The 16,770-nt window shown below is 75.4% G+C and carries 13 protein-coding genes; 6 read left to right on the top strand and 7 right to left on the bottom strand.

From position 1 onward, the window contains the following. Window positions 1-240: 240 nt before the first annotated feature. Window positions 241-1,392, top strand: coding sequence for a N(5)-(carboxyethyl)ornithine synthase (locus ACWFNE_RS04040; protein WP_452121183.1), 1,152 nt, complete (start codon window positions 241-243; stop codon window positions 1,390-1,392). Between the two features lie 205 nt (window positions 1,393-1,597). Here the strand turns inward: ACWFNE_RS04040 and ACWFNE_RS04035 are convergent, their stop codons facing one another. Next, a complete protein-coding gene (locus tag ACWFNE_RS04035; protein WP_452121182.1) occupies window positions 1,598-1,855 on the bottom strand; it encodes a hypothetical protein in 258 nt (85 codons plus the stop codon). Between the two features lie 230 nt (window positions 1,856-2,085). Here ACWFNE_RS04035 and ACWFNE_RS04030 point away from each other — a divergent pair, with 230 nt between their 5' ends. Next, a complete protein-coding gene (locus ACWFNE_RS04030) occupies window positions 2,086-3,045 on the top strand; it encodes a glycoside hydrolase family 113 (protein ID WP_452121181.1) in 960 nt (319 codons plus the stop codon). Between the two features lie 150 nt (window positions 3,046-3,195). Here the strand turns inward: ACWFNE_RS04030 and ACWFNE_RS04025 are convergent, their stop codons facing one another. Continuing rightward, complete coding sequence (locus ACWFNE_RS04025) at window positions 3,196-4,266, bottom strand: aminotransferase class V-fold PLP-dependent enzyme (RefSeq protein ID WP_452121180.1); 1,071 nt, start codon at window positions 4,264-4,266, stop codon at window positions 3,196-3,198. Window positions 4,267-4,593: 327 nt separating this feature from the next. Between ACWFNE_RS04025 and ACWFNE_RS04020 the strand changes: the two genes are divergently transcribed. Beyond that, a complete protein-coding gene (locus tag ACWFNE_RS04020) occupies window positions 4,594-5,580 on the top strand; it encodes a LysR family transcriptional regulator (RefSeq protein WP_452121179.1) in 987 nt (328 codons plus the stop codon). A 214-nt stretch (window positions 5,581-5,794) separates the two neighbouring features. On the opposite strand, the gene ACWFNE_RS04015 is transcribed toward ACWFNE_RS04020, so the two are convergent. From ACWFNE_RS04015 to ACWFNE_RS04005, 3 genes are all read right to left on the bottom strand, one after another. After that, window positions 5,795-6,295, bottom strand: coding sequence for a rhodanese-like domain-containing protein (locus tag ACWFNE_RS04015; protein ID WP_452121178.1), 501 nt, complete (start codon window positions 6,293-6,295; stop codon window positions 5,795-5,797). Beyond that, window positions 6,292-6,834, bottom strand: a complete 543-nt coding sequence (locus ACWFNE_RS04010) for a cysteine dioxygenase (RefSeq protein ID WP_452121177.1) — start codon at window positions 6,832-6,834, stop codon at window positions 6,292-6,294. The genes ACWFNE_RS04015 and ACWFNE_RS04010 overlap by 4 nt, the downstream gene beginning before the upstream one ends. Window positions 6,835-7,206: 372 nt before the next feature. Continuing rightward, window positions 7,207-8,958, bottom strand: coding sequence for a DUF885 domain-containing protein (locus ACWFNE_RS04005; protein WP_452121176.1), 1,752 nt, complete (start codon window positions 8,956-8,958; stop codon window positions 7,207-7,209). Between the two features lie 96 nt (window positions 8,959-9,054). On the opposite strand from ACWFNE_RS04005, the gene ACWFNE_RS04000 reads away from it, so the two are divergent. Together ACWFNE_RS04000 and ACWFNE_RS03995 are read left to right on the top strand one after the other, a co-directional pair. Next, window positions 9,055-10,206: an LLM class flavin-dependent oxidoreductase gene (locus tag ACWFNE_RS04000; protein ID WP_452121175.1), complete on the top strand. Its 1,152-nt coding sequence runs from the start codon at window positions 9,055-9,057 to the stop codon at window positions 10,204-10,206. Then, window positions 10,203-10,835: an FMN reductase gene (locus ACWFNE_RS03995; protein WP_452121174.1), complete on the top strand. Its 633-nt coding sequence runs from the start codon at window positions 10,203-10,205 to the stop codon at window positions 10,833-10,835. The genes ACWFNE_RS04000 and ACWFNE_RS03995 overlap by 4 nt, the downstream gene beginning before the upstream one ends. 134 nt (window positions 10,836-10,969) lie before the next feature. Here the strand turns inward: ACWFNE_RS03995 and mqo are convergent, their stop codons facing one another. Together mqo and ACWFNE_RS03985 are read right to left on the bottom strand one after the other, a co-directional pair. After that, the gene (gene mqo / locus ACWFNE_RS03990) at window positions 10,970-12,448 is read right to left on the bottom strand and encodes a malate dehydrogenase (quinone) (protein WP_452121173.1); all 1,479 of its coding nucleotides are present in this window, start codon (window positions 12,446-12,448) and stop codon (window positions 10,970-10,972) included. 243 nt (window positions 12,449-12,691) lie between these two features. Then, complete coding sequence (locus ACWFNE_RS03985; protein WP_452121172.1) at window positions 12,692-14,878, bottom strand: heparinase II/III domain-containing protein; 2,187 nt, start codon at window positions 14,876-14,878, stop codon at window positions 12,692-12,694. A 475-nt stretch (window positions 14,879-15,353) separates the two neighbouring features. Between ACWFNE_RS03985 and ACWFNE_RS03980 the strand changes: the two genes are divergently transcribed. Next, window positions 15,354-16,589, top strand: coding sequence for a sugar ABC transporter substrate-binding protein (locus ACWFNE_RS03980; RefSeq protein WP_452121171.1), 1,236 nt, complete (start codon window positions 15,354-15,356; stop codon window positions 16,587-16,589). The last annotated feature ends 181 nt before the right edge of the window (window positions 16,590-16,770 follow it).

The following is a 16,770-nucleotide window of genomic DNA, read 5'->3' as shown; positions in this document are numbered from 1 at the left end:
CGTCGATGTTAGGCACGGCGTCCGCGATATGTCACGGCAAGGTCACGGGTGAACGCGTGTCCAGGTTGCACGATCACCCGAAGGGATGACGTAGGTCACGCGAAGAACGGGAGATCCCCGCGTGAATCCGGCACGGCCGCCCGGTCGGCGTCCCTCCGGGTGTGACGAGCGCCTCACTCGCGCGGCCCGGGCGTACGCTCGCGGAACGGGGTCGTCGTCATCCCTGCGAGGGGGCACGTGATGGGTCTGCTGAGCCTGGGCATCGTCTCGACGTCGCGCAAGGAGGACGAGCGGCGGCTCGCGGTCCACCCCGCGCACCTCGAGCGCATCGACCCCGGGCTGCGGGCGAGGATCACCCTCGAGGAGGGCTACGGGGAGCGGCTCGGGGTGCCCGACGCGGAGCTCGCCGGGCTCGTCGGCGGGCTCGCGCCCCGCGCGCAGGTGATCTCCGGGTCCGACGTCGTGCTCCTGCCCAAGCCGCAGGTCGAGGACCTCGAGGCGATGCACGCCGGCCAGGTCCTCTGGGGCTGGCCGCACTGCGTCCAGGACGTCGCCCTCACGCAGGTCGCGATCGACCACGGGCTGACGCTCCTCGCGTTCGAGGCGATGAACCACTGGGCCGACGACGGCGGGTTCGGCCTGCACGTCTTCCACAAGAACAACGAGATCGCCGGCTACTGCTCCGTCCTGCACGCGCTCCAGCTCGTCGGGCTGACCGGCGACTACGGGCGGCGGCTCTCCGCGGCTGTCCTGGGCTTCGGGGCCACGGCCCGCGGCGCCGTGACCGCCCTCCTCGCGCACGGGGTGCACGACGTCGAGGTCGTCACCCACCGGGGCGTCGCCGCCGTCGGGGCGCCGATCCACGAGACACGGATGGTGCACCTCGAGCCGGACGGCCACGTGGACGCCGGAGGGACGCGTGTGGCCGTCGCCGAGTTCCTCACCGGGCACGACGTCGTCGTCAACTGCACGCTGCAGGACCCGCAGCGCCCCGTGGTGTACCTGCGCACCGAGGACCTCGCGGCGTTCCGGCGGGGCAGCCTCGTGGTCGACGTCTCGTGCGACGCGGGGATGGGCTTCGAGTGGGCCCGGCCGACCTCGTTCCGCGACCCGGTCGTCGAGGTCGGCGACCACGTGACCTACTACGCCGTCGACCACAGCCCGTCCTACCTGTGGAGCTCGGCGTCGTGGGAGATCAGCGAGGCGGTGCTGCCGTTCCTCGCGGGGGTCATGGGCGGGCCGGACGCCTGGGCGGGCGACGAGACCCTGCGGCGTGCGATCGAGGTGCGCGACGGCCGCGTCCTGAACCCGGCGGTCCTCGCGTTCCAGGGCCGGGATGCCGCGCACCCGCACGAGCGGGCGGTCGCGGCGCCGGTGGGCGCCGTGCGCTGAGGGCGGCGCGGGCGCGCGCCGCCCTCGCACCGGGGGAGCGCCCGTGCGGGCCCAGGGGGCCCTGGCGTTCTGCGGGACGTGCGCTGGGCTCCGTGCCGCGCGCGTGCAGGACGCGCCCGGCTCGGAGCATCGCGTGCAGGACGCGTGGGGCTCACCTTGCGTGCAGGACGTGCGCGGCTCGCCTCCCGTGCAAGCAGTGCGCTGCTCAGAGCCTCGCGTGCAGGCAGTGCGTGCTCACGTTGTCCGTCGCCTCGTCGAGCAGCGCGCGCAGCGCGGCGTAGCGGGCGCGACGCGCGTCCGCTCCCGGCTCGCGGGCACCGTGGCGCTCGGCCGCGTGGTGCGCCTCGGACGTCGCACGGGCGAGCTCGAACCACGTGGCGCCCGCATATGCGGCGCGGACCTCGTCCGCGACCTCGTCGGCACCGAGGTCGCCGGCCCCGAGGTCGTCGTCGGCTCCGGCCATCTCCCACCCCTCCTCGTGAGCTCCCAGCGTCTCCCCGACCTCCGACACGACCGCGGCGCCACGCCGGGCCTCTTCGAAGGTCCCCGGAGAGGAGGAGTCGACGGCGGCGCGCGTGATGCACCCGTGCCGGGGCCCGGCGAATCGATTCGACGTACCGTGGTCCTCGCGCGCGAGGGAGCGGGGGTCCGCGACGTCGGCGCGGCGGCGACGACTCGACGGGGAGTGCACGGATGACGCAGCTCGACGGCTGGATCGCGGGGATGACGTGGGGCTGGGGCTCCCGGCGCGGGGAGTGGACCGGGCCCGAGGCGGAGCGCTCGATGTCCCTGATGGTCGAGCGGCTCGGCGTGACGTGGACGGCGATCACGTTCTTCACGCTGCAGGACACCCCGCAGTCCACCGAGATCCGCTTCCGCGACGAGCCGACCGTGAGCGACGAGGAGGTGCGCGCGGCGATCCGCGCGGCGCACGAGCGCGGCCTCGCCGTCGTGCTGAAGCCGGTCGTGAACTGCGCCGACGGCACGTGGCGCGCGCACATCAACTTCTTCGACCACGACGTGCCGTGCGAGCCGAAGTGGAGCGAGTGGTTCGCGAGCTATACCGAGTTCCTCGTGCACCACGCGCGCATCGCCGAGGAGGAGGGCGCGGAGATGCTCTGCATCGGCTGCGAGATGGTGCAGACGGACCGGCGCGAGGGCGAGTGGCGCGAGCTCGTCCGGCAGGTGCGCGCCGTGTACTCGGGGCTCGTCACGTACAACTGCGACAAGTACCAGGAGGACCGCGTCACGTGGTGGGATGCCGTCGACGTGATCTCGTCGAGCGGCTACTACCCGGTGGACGACTGGGAGAACCAGCTGCGGCGCATCGAGCCCGTGGTGCGCGCGCACGGCAAGCCGTTCTTCTTCATGGAGGCCGGCTGCCCGAGCCGCACGGGGTCCCCGGCGCTGCCCAACGACTGGGCGCTCCCCGGCGAGCCGAGCGAGTCCGCGCAGCGCGTCTGGTACGAGGCGGCGTTCGCCGCGACCGGGCCGTGCGACTGGGTCCAGGGCTTCATGCTGTGGGACTGGCCGGCGCACCTGTACGACGAGGCGGACGCCGCGCGCGACGACGACTACTGCATGTTCGGGAAGGAGGCCGAGCGCACGGTGCGCGAGCACTACGCGTCGAAGGTGCGTGCCGCTGACGGCTGACGGCTCACGGCTCGCGGGCGTGCGTGGTGCCGGGTCCGGTCCGGAGGTGGTCCCGGCCCCGGCGGGTGCGGTCCCGTCGGCCGGGCGGGCGTCGCGGCAGTGGACCCGCGAGCGGTCGCCGCCCGCGCGGGCGCTCAGGCCGGCCGGCGCTCAGACCGCGCGGGCGGCGGTGACCGCGTCGGCGGCCCGCTCGACGTCGGCCTCGGTGCACCACACGTGGAAGGCCAGGCGCACACCGCCGCCGCGCCCGGCCGCGCGCACCCCGTGCTCCGCAAGACGGTTGCGCAGGGCCCCGGTGGCGTCGGGCAGCGCGACGATCGCGCTCCCGGTGGGTCCGAGGCCGAGCCGTGCGCGCAGGGCGTCGGCGAGGCCGGCGTCGTGCGCGCGGACCTCGCGGGGGTCGACGCCGGCGAGCAGCTCGAGCGCCGGGGCCAGGCCCACCCAGCACAGCCAGGCGGGCGAGACGTCGAACCGCCGGGCGTCGGAGGCCAGCGTCATGCCGGGGCCGTACACCGAGGACCACACGTCGGCTCCCGCGTACCAGCCGGCGTGCAGCGGGCGCAGCGTGGCGGCGATCTCGGGCCGCACGGTCAGGAACGCGGTGCCGCGCGGGCCGCACAGCCACTTGTAGGCGGAGCACACGGTCACGTCGAAGCGCGCGGCGTCGACGGGGAACCAACCTGCGGCCTGCGTGGTGTCGCACAGCGTGCGGGCCCCGACCGCGGCCGCCGCGGCGCACACCGCGTCCGCGTCGGCGACCCGGCCGTCGCGCGACTGCACGAGCGAGAACGCGACGAGGTCCGTGCCCGGGCGCACCTCCTCGGCGAGACGGTCGAGCGGCACGTGCCGGACCCGGACACCGCGGTCGGCGTGCGCGAGGAACGGGAAGACGACCGAGGTGAAGTCCCCGTCGACGACCACGACCTCGGCGCCGCCGGGCAGTCCCGCGGCGACGACCCCGACGAGCGAGGACGACTGCGAGCCCACCGCGACGTGCTCGACCGGCACGCCGACGAGCCGGGCGTAGGCCGTGCGGGACCGGTGCACCGCCGCGTCGTAGGCGGCGGCGTCGGCGCGTCCGGACTGCCAGGCGTCGAGCGCCTCGCGGAGCGCGTCCGCGGAGGTGCGGGGCGGCAGTCCGAGCGTCGCGGCGTCGAGGTAGCCGGCGACCGGGGTGAAGGCGGCGCGCAGGTCGGCCAGAGGCGTCGTGGTGAGCGGCATGATCCGATCGTCGTCCGCGCGCCGCACATCACACAACGACGGGTTCGCGGGGTGCGCCATCACGGGAAGTGATGGGTCGGTACCGTGGTGACCATGAGCGAGCACCGCCACGGCGTGCGTGCGGGCCGGCCGGTCGGGCGCGGGGAGGCCCTCGGGCCCGCGTCAGGGCCCGTACCCACATCCAGGTCCTCGACCGGCGCAGCGCCGGTCCCGGCCGCCGTGGCCTCGCCGCCGGACGAGCGTGCCGGCACGTCCGCCCGTGCCTCCCCGACGGCTCCTCAGCGGACACCCGCGACCGGGTCGCCGTCCGGTCCTGCGCGGACACCCGTGACCGGGTCGCCGGCCGGCCGCGCCCCGGCACCTCCGGCCGCTCCCGTGCTCGACGTGCGGGCCCTCGACGTCCAGGCGCTGCGGCTCATGCGTGCCATCGCCGACCACGGGAGCCTCACCGCGGCGGCCGCCGCGATCGGGTCGAGCCAGCCGGCGGTCAGCCAGCACGTCCGGCGCCTCGAGCGCCGGCTCGGGACGGCGCTGCTCGAGCGGGCCGGTCGCGGGGTCCGGCTCACGGAGGCCGGCCGCGTGCTCGCGCACCACGGGGCGACCGTCACCGCCGCCGTCGGGGCGGCCGCCGCCGAGGTGCAGTCGCTCACGACGCTGCGCTCCGGGCGGGTCCGGCTCGTGGCGTTCCCCTCGGCGACCGCGACGATCGTGCCGCGTGCGCTCGCCGACCTGCGCGAGCGGCACCCGGGCCTCGTGGTGACCCTCGACGAGGCCGAGCCGCCGCAGGCGCTCGAGGCGCTGCGGACCGCGGCCTGCGACGTCGCGCTGGCCTTCGCCTACCCCGGCGTCCCGACGCCGGGCGGGGACCTCGACGGGCTCGTCACCCGTCACCTGGTCGACGACGGCACGGTCGTCGCGCTGCCCGAGGGGCACCCCGCGCTGTCCGGTGGCGAGCTCGACCTCGCCGACCTCGCGGACGACGTGTGGATCGCGGGCTGCCCGCGCTGCCGCGGCCACCTGCTCGCCGCCGGCAGCTCTCGCGGGTTCACGCCACGCATCGCCTACGCGACCGACGACTACGTCGCGGTGCTCGGCCTCGTCGCGGCCGGGCTCGGCGTCGCGCTGCTGCCCGGGCTCGTCCTGCCGACCGCGCTGCGCACACCCGGCGTGGTGGTGCGCGCCGCGGCCGGGACCGCCGAGCGCACGGTGCACGCGGTGACGACGCCCGACCTGCTGCGGGTCCCCGCGGTCGCCGCGACGCTCGACGCGCTCGCTGCTGCCGCCCGTACGCTCCCGTCCCTGACGAGCGGGTAGCCCCGGGGCCGACGACGGGGCCTCGGGGGTGGAGCGTCGAACGGGCCTGGGGTGGTTGGGGAACGGATGGGGGCGTGGCAGGCGAACAGGCCCGGGCGTGGCCGAGGAGCGGCCGACGGGCGGGCCTGTGGCGTGGCGTCGGTCCGGCGGCCGCGCGTGGCAGCCGGACCGGCCCGCGAGCTCGGCCGTCGACCCGGCGCGGAGGTGCGGGCCGTCAGGCCGCGCCCGTCCCCTCGGTGGGCAGCCCGGCGCGGTGCCACGCCTCGAAGCCACCGACGACGTCGGTCGCCCGGTGCAGCCCCAGGTCCAGGAGCGCCGCAGCCGCGAGGCTCGAGGTGTAGCCCTGGGAGCACAGCACGACGACCTGGACGTCGTGGTCGGTCGCGATCGGCACGCGGTGCGCGCTGGTCGGGTCGAGACGCCACTCCAGCACGTTGCGCTCGATCACCAGGGCTCCCGGCACGGTCCCCTCCGCGGCCCGCTGGGCGGCCGGTCGGATGTCGACGAGCACCGCCCCGCGCGCGTGGGCCTCCGCGGCCTCGGCCGGGGAGAGCCGGCGCAGGCGGGCGCGCGCCGCGGCGAGGACGTCGTCGATGGTGCGGGTGGGTCGGATGGGTCCTGTGGCGGCGGGGGCGCTGCCGTCGGCCGGGCCGACCCCGTGCGCCCGGGGGTCGGGCGCTGCGCGGTGCGGGGCGGCGAGCGTCGGCGCGCTCATGCGTCCTGCTCCGGCTGGTCGGTCAGCACGGTGCGCGTCGGGGTGAGGCCGCCCCCGCCCAGCGTGTAGTACGTCATCGCGAGGAGCGGCGGCGAGTACGCGTGGATGCTCACGGCCGGCTCCGCGTGGACGTTCACGACGTCGTGGACCGCGCCCGGGACGACCGTCTGCGTGCGGCCGGCCGCGAAGGTCCGGGACGCGAGGGTGTCGCCGCCGCCGGGGCGGTTCTCGGTCAGCGCCCCGCGCACGACGGTGAACGCCGCCGCCGAGGGCCCGTGGTCGTGCAGCTCGGTGCCCTGGCTCGTCAGCCACGACAGGAGCCAGACGTCCGTCCCCGCAGGGCCCTCGAGCCGGGTCCACCACCGGGAGCCCTGGTCGAAGCGGACGAGCGGGCGCCACAGGTCAGGGCGCTCCGCGAGCGAGCGCGTGAGGGCGGCGAGCTCCGTGAGGCGCAGCGTCCGGGCCGAGCCGGGCGGGCGGGTCGTGGGGGGCGGCGGGGTCGGAGCGGTGGCGGGGGAACGGTCGACGATCGTGGTCATGAGGGTGCCTCTCGGGTGCGCGGCCCCGCCCGTGGCTCGCGTCCGGGCAGGCCGGAGGGCACGACGGTGCGGGGGTGTTGACGGGGGCGGAGCGTCAACGACAGCGACAGCACCCGCGGCCGGCAGCACCGGCGGCGGGGAGGGAGACGGCCAGGGGGAGCCGGGACGAGTGGGACCGGGACGTGGGTCGGTTCATCGTGGGCTCCTCTCGCGGCTCGTCGGTACCGGGGTCCGTCCCGGTGCGGACGAGAGTGGGCGCCTCCGGGGTTTCGTGTCAAGAGATGGACCGTTCGTCTCATCCTTCGAAACTCCCGCGCGGGCGTGCGGCCGGCTCCCCGTGAGCACCGTCACCGGGAGCCCGCCGGGCGCGCGTCAGCCGGCGGCGACCGCGTCGATCGCGCCGAGCTCGCGCTCGAGGTCGTCGAGCCCGAGCGAGCCGAGCGAGAGCGCCGCGGTGTGCCAGGCGCGCAGGTCGAAGCGCCCGCCGTGCGCCTCCGCGCGCGCCCGCGCCGCCGCCCGCCCCGCGAGCCAGGCGCGCTCGCCGAGCTTGTAGCTGATGGCCTGCCCGGGCCAGCCGAGGTAGCGCACGATCTCGCTGCGCACGAACGCTGCGGGCGACCCGCTGCGCGCGGCGAAGAACTCCTCGCCGAGCTCCGCGGTCCACCGCTCCCCGGGGTGGAAGCCCGACCCGTCGGGGATGCGCAGCCCGAGGTGCATGCCGATGTCGATGACCACCCGCACGGCGCGCATGCGCTGGCCGTCGAGGTACCCGAGCCGGGCGCCGGGGTCGGTGAGGTACCCGAGCTCGTCCATGAGCCGTTCCGCGTACAGGGCCCAGCCCTCGGTCGTCGCGGACACCGAGCCGACGCTCACCTGGAAGCGCGAGAGCTCGGCGGCCCGGTGCGCCCACTGGCCGAGCTGGAGGTGGTGACCCGGGACGCCCTCGTGGTACCAGGTGCTGATGAGGTCCCAGGTGGGGAACCGCGTGCGCCCGAGGGTCGGCAGCCAGGTGCGGCCGGGACGGCTGAAGTCGAGCGACGGGCGCGTGTAGTACGGCGCGGCCGCGGCGCCCGGGGGAGCGATCATGGCCTCGACGCGGCGGACCGGCTCGGCGACGTCCACCGCGGTCCCGTCGAGCTCGACGATCGCGGTGTCCATCATCGTCTGGAGCCACGCGCGCACCTCCTCGACGCCCTCGACCGCCTCGCCGTGCACGTCGAGGTGCGCGAACGCCTCCGCGGGCGTCGCACCGGGCAGCACCCGGTAGGCCTCGCGGACCATCTCGGCCTCGATGCGCGCGAGCTCCTCCCAGCCCCACGCGTACGCCTCGTCGGGGTCGAGCGTCGCGCCGATGCTGGACCGCGCGGCGACGAGGTACGCGTCGCGGCCGACCCCGTCGGGCGTGCCTTGCGCCGCGGGCAGGTAGGTGCCGGCGATCCAGTCGCGCAGCTCGGCGACCGCTGCGGTGGCGGCGTGCGCCCCGGCGTCGAGCTCGGCGCGCAGCGCGTCGGGTCCGGGCGCGACGAAGCCGGCGTACCAGCCCGGGGTGTGCGGGCCCGGGAGCCAGGCGTCGAGCATCTCGACGACGGCGGCGGCCTGGCGGGGTGCGCTCGTGCGGCCGGCGGCGAGCCCGGCCTCGAGGGTGCGCCGGTAGGAGGCCGCGGACCCGGGGAGGGCGGAGAGGCGGCGGGCGACGACGTCCCAGTCGTCGTCCGTCGCCGTCGGCATGAGCAGGAAGATCCCTTGGAGCATCTGCACGGGTGAGCCGATGGGCCGCAGCGAGGTGAGGTCCGCTCCGGTCTCGTGGACGGCGAGCTGCGCGTCGAGGCGCTCGCGCAGCAGCGTCGCGCAGCGGCGGTCGTCGTCGTCGAGGACGCGGGCGCCGTCGAGCTCGGCGAGCGCGGCGCGCGCGGCCCGGGCCTCGGCGGCGAGCCCGTCGGGCGACAGGTCCGGCATGCGGTGGTCGCCGGGGCGGACCCCGAGCGCGGCTCCCCAGCGCGGGTCGAGGTCGACGAGGGTCTCGACCCACCGGTCGGCGACCTCGCGGGCGGTCGGGGTGCCGGTCGGGGTGCCGGTCGCGGCGTCGGTGGCGGGCGGGGGCGTAGCGGCGTCGTCGGAGGTCACCCGGCCACGCTAGACGAGCGGAATAGGTGCGGAGAGGTTGTCGTTGAGGCGACCAGATGGTTGAATGTTAAACAAGACGACCAGAGGGAGCACGCCATGCAGTTCGGGATCTTCACCGTCGGCGACGTCACGACCGACCCCACGACCGGTCGCACGCCGACCGAGGCCGAGCGCATCCAGGCGATGGTGACCATCGCGCGGCACGCCGAGGAGGTCGGGCTCGACGTCTTCGCGACCGGCGAGCACCACAACCCGCCGTTCGTGCCCTCGTCGCCCACCACGATGCTCGGCTACATCGCCGCGAAGACCGAGCGGCTCCTCCTGTCGACCTCGACGACGCTCATCACCACGAACGACCCGGTGAAGATCGCCGAGGACTACGCGATGCTCCAGCACCTCGCGGACGGCCGCGTCGACCTCATGATGGGCCGCGGCAACACTGGGCCCGTCTACCCGTGGTTCGGCCAGGACATCCGCAACGGCATCAGCCTCGCGATCGAGAACTACGCGCTGCTGCACCGGCTGTGGCGCGAGGACGTCGTCAGCTGGGAGGGCAAGTTCCGCACCCCGCTGCAGTCGTTCACCTCGACGCCCCGCCCGCTCGACGGCGTCCCGCCGTTCGTCTGGCACGGCTCGATCCGCAGCCCCGAGATCGCCGAGCAGGCCGCCTACTACGGCGACGGGTTCTTCCACAACAACATCTTCTGGCCCATCGAGCACACCCAGCAGATGGTCGCCCTCTACCGCCGCCGGTTCGAGCACTACGGGCACGGCAGCGCCGACCAGGCGATCGTCGGGCTCGGCGGCCAGGTGTTCATGCGGGCGAACAGCCAGGACGCCAAGCGCGAGTTCCGCCCGTACTTCGACAACGCCCCGGTCTACGGCCACGGGCCCTCGATGGAGGACTTCACCGCGCAGACCCCGCTCACGGTCGGCAGCCCGCAGGAGGTCGTCGACCGGTACGCCACGATGCGCGAGCACGTCGGCGACTACCAGCGCCAGCTGTTCCTCATGGACCACGCGGGCCTGCCGCTCAAGACCGTCCTCGAGCAGCTCGACCTGCTCGGCGGCGAGGTCGTCCCGGTGCTCCGCAAGGAGCTCGCGGTCGGCCGCCCGGCGCACGTGCCCGAGGCCCCGACGCACGCCTCGCTCGTCGCGAAGGCCGGCGGCGCGCACGACGCGACGGTGTACGCCGCCGCCGACGACGTCACGGGCGCCTCGCCCGAGGTCGCGACGGTGACCCGATGACGCGCCGCACCCTCGTGGTCGTCTCCGCGGGCCTGCGCCAGCCGTCCTCGACGCGCCTGCTCGCCGACCGCCTGACCGAGGCCACCGTCAACGCGCTCGGTCAGAAGGGCGTCGAGGTGGACGTGCACGTGATCGAGCTCCGCGAGCTCGCGCACCCGCTGACCGACGCGCTGCTCACCGGCTTCTCGAGCGGTCCGCTGCGTGAGGCCATCGAGACCGTGACGCGCGCGGACGGAGTCGTCGCGGTCACGCCGATCTTCAGCGGCTCGTACAACGGGATGTTCAAGAACTTCGTGGACGTCCTGGAGCAGGGCGCGCTCGCGGGGACCCCGGTGCTGCTCGGCGCGACCGCGGGCACCGCGCGGCACTCGCTCGCGCTCGAGCACGAGCTCCGGCCGCTGTTCTCGTACCTGCGTTCCGTGGTCGTCCCGACCGGCGTGTTCGCCGCGACCGACGACTTCGGCGCGGTCGAGGGGGCGGCCGGGTCCGACGACGTCGCCCCGCTCGTGGTCCGGGTCGACCGTGCGGGCCGCGAGCTCGCCGACCTCGTCGCCGCCCGCACGCCGCGCGACGTGCACGACCCGTTCGCGAGCCCGACGTCGTTCGAGGACCTGCTCGCCGGACGGTGACGCCGCGGCCGCCGGCCCGGGGACGCTCCTCGGGCCGGCGGCGCACCGGCTGCCCCGCCCGTCGCACGACGACGCCCGCCCCTCCGGCCGTGACCGGGGGAGCGGGCGTCGTCGTGCGTGGGTGCGGGTACCGCTCAGGCGCCGACCTGGGCGTCGTCCGACATGCCCTCGCGCTCGAACGAGTCGTCCCAGTCGCTCCCGCCGAGGCTCGGCATCATCTCGCGCAGCTGCGGGCGCCACGCGTCGACCTGCGACGGGAAGCAGCGCTCGAGCAGGTCGACCATCGTCGAGACCGCGGTCGACGCGCCCGGGGAGGCGCCGAGCAGGCCGGCGATGGTGCCGTCCTGCGCGGTCACGAGCTCCGTGCCGAACTCGAGCACGCCGCCCTGGGTCGGGTGCTTCTTGATGACCTGGACGCGCTGGCCCGCGGTGATGAGCTCCCAGTCGCGCGGGTGGGCCGTCGGCATGAACGCGCGCAGCGTGCGCAGCCGACGCGTCTCGGTCGCGGTGACCTCGCTGACCAGGTACTTGACCAGGTCCACGTTCTTCAGCCCGACCGCGAGCATCGGGACCAGGTTGCCGGGCCGGATCGAGCGGATCAGGTCGAGGGGCGAGCCGGCCTTGAGGAACTTCATGCTCCACCCGGCGTAGGGGCCGAAGAGCAGGGCGGTCTGGCCGTCGACCACGCGCGTGTCGAGGTGCGGCACCGACATCGGCGGCGAGCCGACGTCGGCCTTGCCGTAGACCTTGGCCTGGTGCTGCGCGACGAGGTCCGGGTTCGTGGTGCGCAGGAACTGCCCGCTGATCGGGAAGCCGCCGTAGCCCTTGGCCTCCTTGATGCCCGACTTCTGCAGCAGGTGCAGCGCGCCGCCGCCCGCGCCGATGAAGACGAAGCGCGCGTCGATCGTGCGGCGGCGCGGGCTCGCGTTCCAGCGACGGTCGGCGACCGTGAGGCGCCAGGTCCCGTCGCGGCGCTGCCGGAGACGGCGGACCTCGTGCTCGAGGCGGACGGTCGCGCCGCGCTGCACGGCGCCGTCGACCAGGCCGCGCGTGAGCGCCCCGAAGTCGACGTCGGTGCCCTCGGGGGCCCGGGTCGCGGCGACCGGCTCGTCGCCGACCCGCCCCTCGACCAGCAGGGGGGCCCACGAGCGGATGACCTCGAGGTCGTCCGTGAACTCCAGGCCGGCGAAGAGGTGGTGCGCGCGGAGGGCCTCGGCGCGCCGGCGCAGGTAGTCGACGTTCTCGGCGCCGCGCACGAACGTCAGGTGCGGCGTCGGGGACAGGAAGGCGAAGCCCTCGGGCAGCCGGCCGCTCGTGAGCAGGAAGTGCCACAGCTCGCGCGAGAGCTCGAACTGCTCGTTGATCGTCACGGCCTTCGCGATGTCGATCGAGCCGTCGGGCCGCTCAGGGGTGTAGTTGAGCTCGCACAGGGCGGCGTGCCCCGTACCTGCGTTGTTCCAGGCGTTCGAGCTCTCCTCGGCGAGCGCGTCGCGGCGCTCCAGGATCTCGATCGACCAGGTGGGCTCGAGGACGGAGATCATCGAGGCGAGCGTCGCGCTCATGATCCCGCCGCCGACGAGGACGACATCGACAGTGCTGGCGTGGTCCGTCACCCCTTAATCATAGGATGACCTCGGAGCGCAAACCCACCCCTGTCCGGATCTCGGTCATCCCATGACCGGCTTGGTCGTCCCATGACCTGACGATGACCGACGCGCGCGCCCGAGGGTGCGCGCGGGCCGGCGTGATCGCACGCGGACGGCGCGACCCGACAGCCGGGTCTGCGCCGGGACCCGCACCCACGGCGCGCGAACCGTCCACCGGCCCACGGCAGCACCCGGCGGCCGGGCCCCCGGCTAGCGGATCGCCTGCGCCACGACGCGGACCAGCCGGCTCGTCGCCTCGTCCGGCGCCGTGCGCGTCCGGCGCCCCGCGCGGGCGACGGCCCGGGCCGCCCCGGGTGCGGGCTCGGTCAGCGTGAGCTCGAGGCGCGTCAGCCGCTCGCCCCACACCCCGGCGAGCAACGGGTCGTCGAGCAGCCGCACCGTGGTCGTCGCGACGACCGTCTCGGGGTCCCACGTGAGCCGCACGCCTCGTCCGCCCGAGAGCGGCCGGGTCACGACGCCGCCGCGCTCCGCGCTGACGGCGCCCGCGAGCAGGTAGTGGACGCGCAGCCCGGCGGGGGAACCCTCGTCGTCGTCGGGACGCGCGCCCTCCACGACGCGGCGGCCGTCGCCGTCCGCCGCGCCCGCGGCCGCCGTCGCGCCCCCGGCGGTCGTCCCCGCACCCGGCACCGCCGCCGCGCCCGCACCGCCGCGCCGCCCCTCGCGGCCCAGGTCCCACGCGTCCTCGATCGTCACGCAGCGCCGCTTGCGGTCGAGCACGACCGTGCGCACCCCGGTCGCGCCCGGCAGGTCGTACGCCTCCGAGAGGTCGAGCGCGACGCGCGTGACGTCGTCCCCGGATGTCACCCGCACGTCCCGTGCGCGGTACCGGGCGCCCGTGCCCTGCGTCGTCCACGCCGGTTCGGGGACGTTGTGCCAGCTGCTCTGCATCGTCCACAGCGTGAAGCGCTCCGCGCCGAAGGTCGCCGCGGTGTAGGTCGGCTGGCCCGCGTCCACGACGAGCGGCACGCCGTCGACCGCGACGACGACCGAGCCGACGTCGTTGTGGTTGTCGTGCTCCCCGTTGTGCCCGCCCTTGACGGTCACGCAGAGCCCGCGTGCGGAGCCGAGCCGCTCGCGCGCGACGACGAGCTGCGTCGTGGGCAGCCAGACGTCGCGCTCGAGCGGCGGGTGCTCGCGGTGGGCGTCGCGCCAGGCCGGGTCGGCGAGCCCCTGCAGCGCACGACCGAGCCCGGCGCGCTCGGTCACCGACGGGAGGCCGGGCTCGCGGTAGGACGCGGCGTGCAGGCGTACCTGCTCGTCGCCGAGCGTCTGCGCCCACCGGTGCAGCACGTGCCACGCCTGGTCGCGCGGCGGCCGTGCCGGGCTGTCGGCGACGTCGAGGTACCAGTCGCCGCCGAGCTGCATGCGGTGCGGGAACCGGACGGTCTCGCGCACGACGGGCACCGCGCGTGCGTCGAGCACCCCGCCGCTCGCGTGCGCGAGGACCTCCAGCGCCTCCAGCGCGCGCCCGGCGCCGTTCCACCAGGACGTGTACCCCTCGTCGCTGCTGCCGTCGGCGGGGAGCGTGTCGAGGAACTGGTCGAGTCCGGAGATCACGTGCTCGACGGCCTCCGCCCGCTCGGCGGGGTCGTCGAGCAGCGCGAGGGCCGCCACGAGCACGTGACCGTGGATCCACGGGTTCCAGTTGTGCGCCCAGCCGTCCTGCCGGAGCCAGTGCCAGTCGCGCCGGTCGACGAACGGGCTCAGGACGCGCGTCCGGGCCTCGGCGCGCAGGCGCTCGCGGACGCCGGGCGCGTGGTCGTCGAGCGCCGCGCCGAGCGTGTGGTCGATCCAGGCGAGCTGCCCGACGACCTCCGCGGCGCCGAGGTCGAGCGACGGTGATCCCGCGGGCGGCAGCGCCCACCCGTGCAGCCGGAGCCCCTCGTCGTGCGCGGGCCAGCACCAGCTGCTCTGCTCGCACAGGAGCACCACGCCGTCGGCGACCTCGTCGAGCCAGCGGCGCTCGCCGGTCGTGGTCGCGAGCACGGCCGCGCGGGTGAGCCGCTCCTGGCGGCGGGCGACCTGGTCCTCGTACGCCGTGCGGTTGCCGTCGCGCAGGTACCGGGCGTAGTGGGAGGTGAGCGGCTGCGGCCAGGGCTCCTCGAGGTCGAGCTCGCCGCGCAGCCGGAACGCGGCGACGGTGGGCCGGTCGACGGCGTCCCAGAGCCCGCGCTCGTGCACCGGCCGGACGGGGTGCGCCGCCAGGCCGCCCGCGAGCAGCTCCGTGAGGTGGTCCCGTCCGGCGGCGGGTCCCCAGGCGCGGGAGAGCGGACCCGCGGGCGGCGGGGCCGTCGGCAGGGCGCCGGTCGAGGCACGGGCCGGTGCGGGCGGCTGCGGCGTCACTGTCGCGGTGCCCGCGGTGCGGTCGTCTTCCACGTGTCCTCCGTCGGACGGTGGTTCGGCGGTCCGCCCGCGGGGGTCGGCGGTCCGACGCGTCGGTTGTGGGCGTCGTCGGGCCGGCGCACCGATCCCCTGCGGGGCGCTCACGGCCTTCCGGGGACGTTACCCGCGGATGTGGCGATTGCCTCCGACTGGCTGCGACAAAAGCGCGTCGAAGCGCGTCGAATAATCGTTTAAGCGCGACCGGACAAATGCACACCGTCGGACGATCCGCATTTACCGTCCCGTCAGTGACGACCGCCGGGGCGTGCCGCCGGAGGGCGCGGGGGAGCTGCGCCCGCTCCCCGGCCGCCGCCTGACGCCCTCGTCCGGACGGGGGAATCGTCGTGTCGGCTTTGCAGAAAGTTGCTGCAAGACATTGCCGGACGCCGCCTCGGCGGACTACGGTCCGAGCGCCGGTCGCCCTCGCGCCGGGCGGTGCCGACCGCAACAGACCCCCAGGAGCGCTCCGATGCGACGACGCATCCTCACCGGCGGTGCCGCCGCCCTCGTTCTCGTGCTCGCCCTCGCGGGCTGCGCGGGCCCGGGGCCCGACCGGCCCGCGGCCGGAGCGCACGAACGTTCCCTCGTCGTCTGGGTCGACGAGGCGCGGGCAGGGGCGATCGAGGACCTCGCCGGGCAGTTCGGCACCGGGGCGGGCGTCGCGATCGACGTCGTGCCGCGCACGAGCGAGACGCTGCGCGCGGACTACGTGCGCGCCGTCACGCAGGGGGAGGGGCCGGACGTGCTCATCGGTGCGCACGACTGGCTCGGCGAGCTCGTGACGAGCGGTGTCGTGCAGTCGGTCGAGCTCGACGAGCCTGGCGCGTTCGCCCCGGCGGCCGTCGAGGCGGTGACCTACGACGGGGTCACCTACGGGGTCCCCCTCTCGATCGAGAGCGTCGCGCTCGTGCGCAACGACGCGCTCGCGACGACGACACCCGCCACGTTCGACGAGGTCGTGGCGCAGGGGGAGGCGCTGGTCGCGGCCGGCCGGGCCGCCCGCCCGCTCCTGGTGCAGCAGGGCGACGGCGGTGACCCGTACCACCTGTACCCCGTGCAGACCTCGTTCGGCGCCCCGGCCTTCCGCGCCGACGAGGACGGCTCGTACACGGCCGAGCTCGCGCTCGGCGGCGAGGCGGGCCACGCGTTCGCGCGCTACGTCCGGAGTCTCGCAGAGCGCGAGGTGCTCGACCCGGCGATCACGTCGGACGCCGCGACCCAGGCCTTCCTCGCCGGCGAGTCCCCGTACGTCCTGACCGGGCCGTGGGGCACGGCCGCCTTCGTCGAGGCGGGCATGGACATCACCGTGCTCCCCGTGCCGCCCGCCGGGGCGCTCCCGGCCCAGCCGTTCGTCGGGGTGCAGGGCGCGTTCGTGAACAACCTGTCGCTGCACCAGGAGGACGCGCGCGCGTTCGTCGCGGACTTCCTCGCGACGCCCGAGGCGCAGCTGGCGCTCTACCGCGCCACGAGCCGGGCGCCCGCGCTGACCGCGGCGCTCGACCGGATCACCGACGACCCGGTCACGACGGGTTTCGCGGCCGCGGGTGCGCAGGGAGCGCCGATGCCGGCGACCCCGCAGATGGGCATGGTGTGGCTGTACTGGGGGTCGACCGAGGCGTCGATCGCGCGGGGTGAGGGCGACCCTGCCGTGCTGTGGGACCAGATGGTCACGAACATCGAGGCGGCGATCGCCGCGGAGCTCTGAGGGCGGCGCCATCGTCTCGCGGTCCGCGGGGCCCGCCACCGTGCCCGTCGTCCGGTCTGCGGCTGAGCCCGTCGCCGGCCGGCGCGTGCGGCGGGCCGGGCATCGGCGCGCGCGGAGTCGAACGGCGAGGGAAAGCGATATCCATATCGTTTCCAGGGTGTCGACCCCCGTTGTCCCCGCT

It is taken from the genome of Cellulomonas sp. NPDC055163 (assembly GCF_053607065.1).
The sequence above is the reverse complement of the archived record's forward strand: the minus strand, read 5'-3'. Positions and strand labels throughout refer to the sequence as shown.

Excerpts from the sequence above, each read along its gene's own strand:
- ACWFNE_RS04040 (WP_452121183.1), top strand. The coding sequence starts at position 241 with ATGGGTCTGCTGAGCCTGGGCATCGTCTCGACGTCGCGCAAGGAGGAC.
- ACWFNE_RS04035 (WP_452121182.1), bottom strand. The coding sequence starts at position 1,855 with ATGGCCGGAGCCGACGACGACCTCGGGGCCGGCGACCTCGGTGCCGAC.
- ACWFNE_RS04030 (WP_452121181.1), top strand. The coding sequence starts at position 2,086 with ATGACGCAGCTCGACGGCTGGATCGCGGGGATGACGTGGGGCTGGGGC.
- ACWFNE_RS04025 (WP_452121180.1), bottom strand. The coding sequence starts at position 4,266 with ATGCCGCTCACCACGACGCCTCTGGCCGACCTGCGCGCCGCCTTCACC.
- ACWFNE_RS04015 (WP_452121178.1), bottom strand. The coding sequence starts at position 6,295 with ATGAGCGCGCCGACGCTCGCCGCCCCGCACCGCGCAGCGCCCGACCCC.
- ACWFNE_RS04010 (WP_452121177.1), bottom strand. The coding sequence starts at position 6,834 with ATGACCACGATCGTCGACCGTTCCCCCGCCACCGCTCCGACCCCGCCG.
- ACWFNE_RS04000 (WP_452121175.1), top strand. The coding sequence starts at position 9,055 with ATGCAGTTCGGGATCTTCACCGTCGGCGACGTCACGACCGACCCCACG.
- ACWFNE_RS03995 (WP_452121174.1), top strand. The coding sequence starts at position 10,203 with ATGACGCGCCGCACCCTCGTGGTCGTCTCCGCGGGCCTGCGCCAGCCG.
- ACWFNE_RS03980 (WP_452121171.1), top strand. The coding sequence starts at position 15,354 with ATGCGACGACGCATCCTCACCGGCGGTGCCGCCGCCCTCGTTCTCGTG.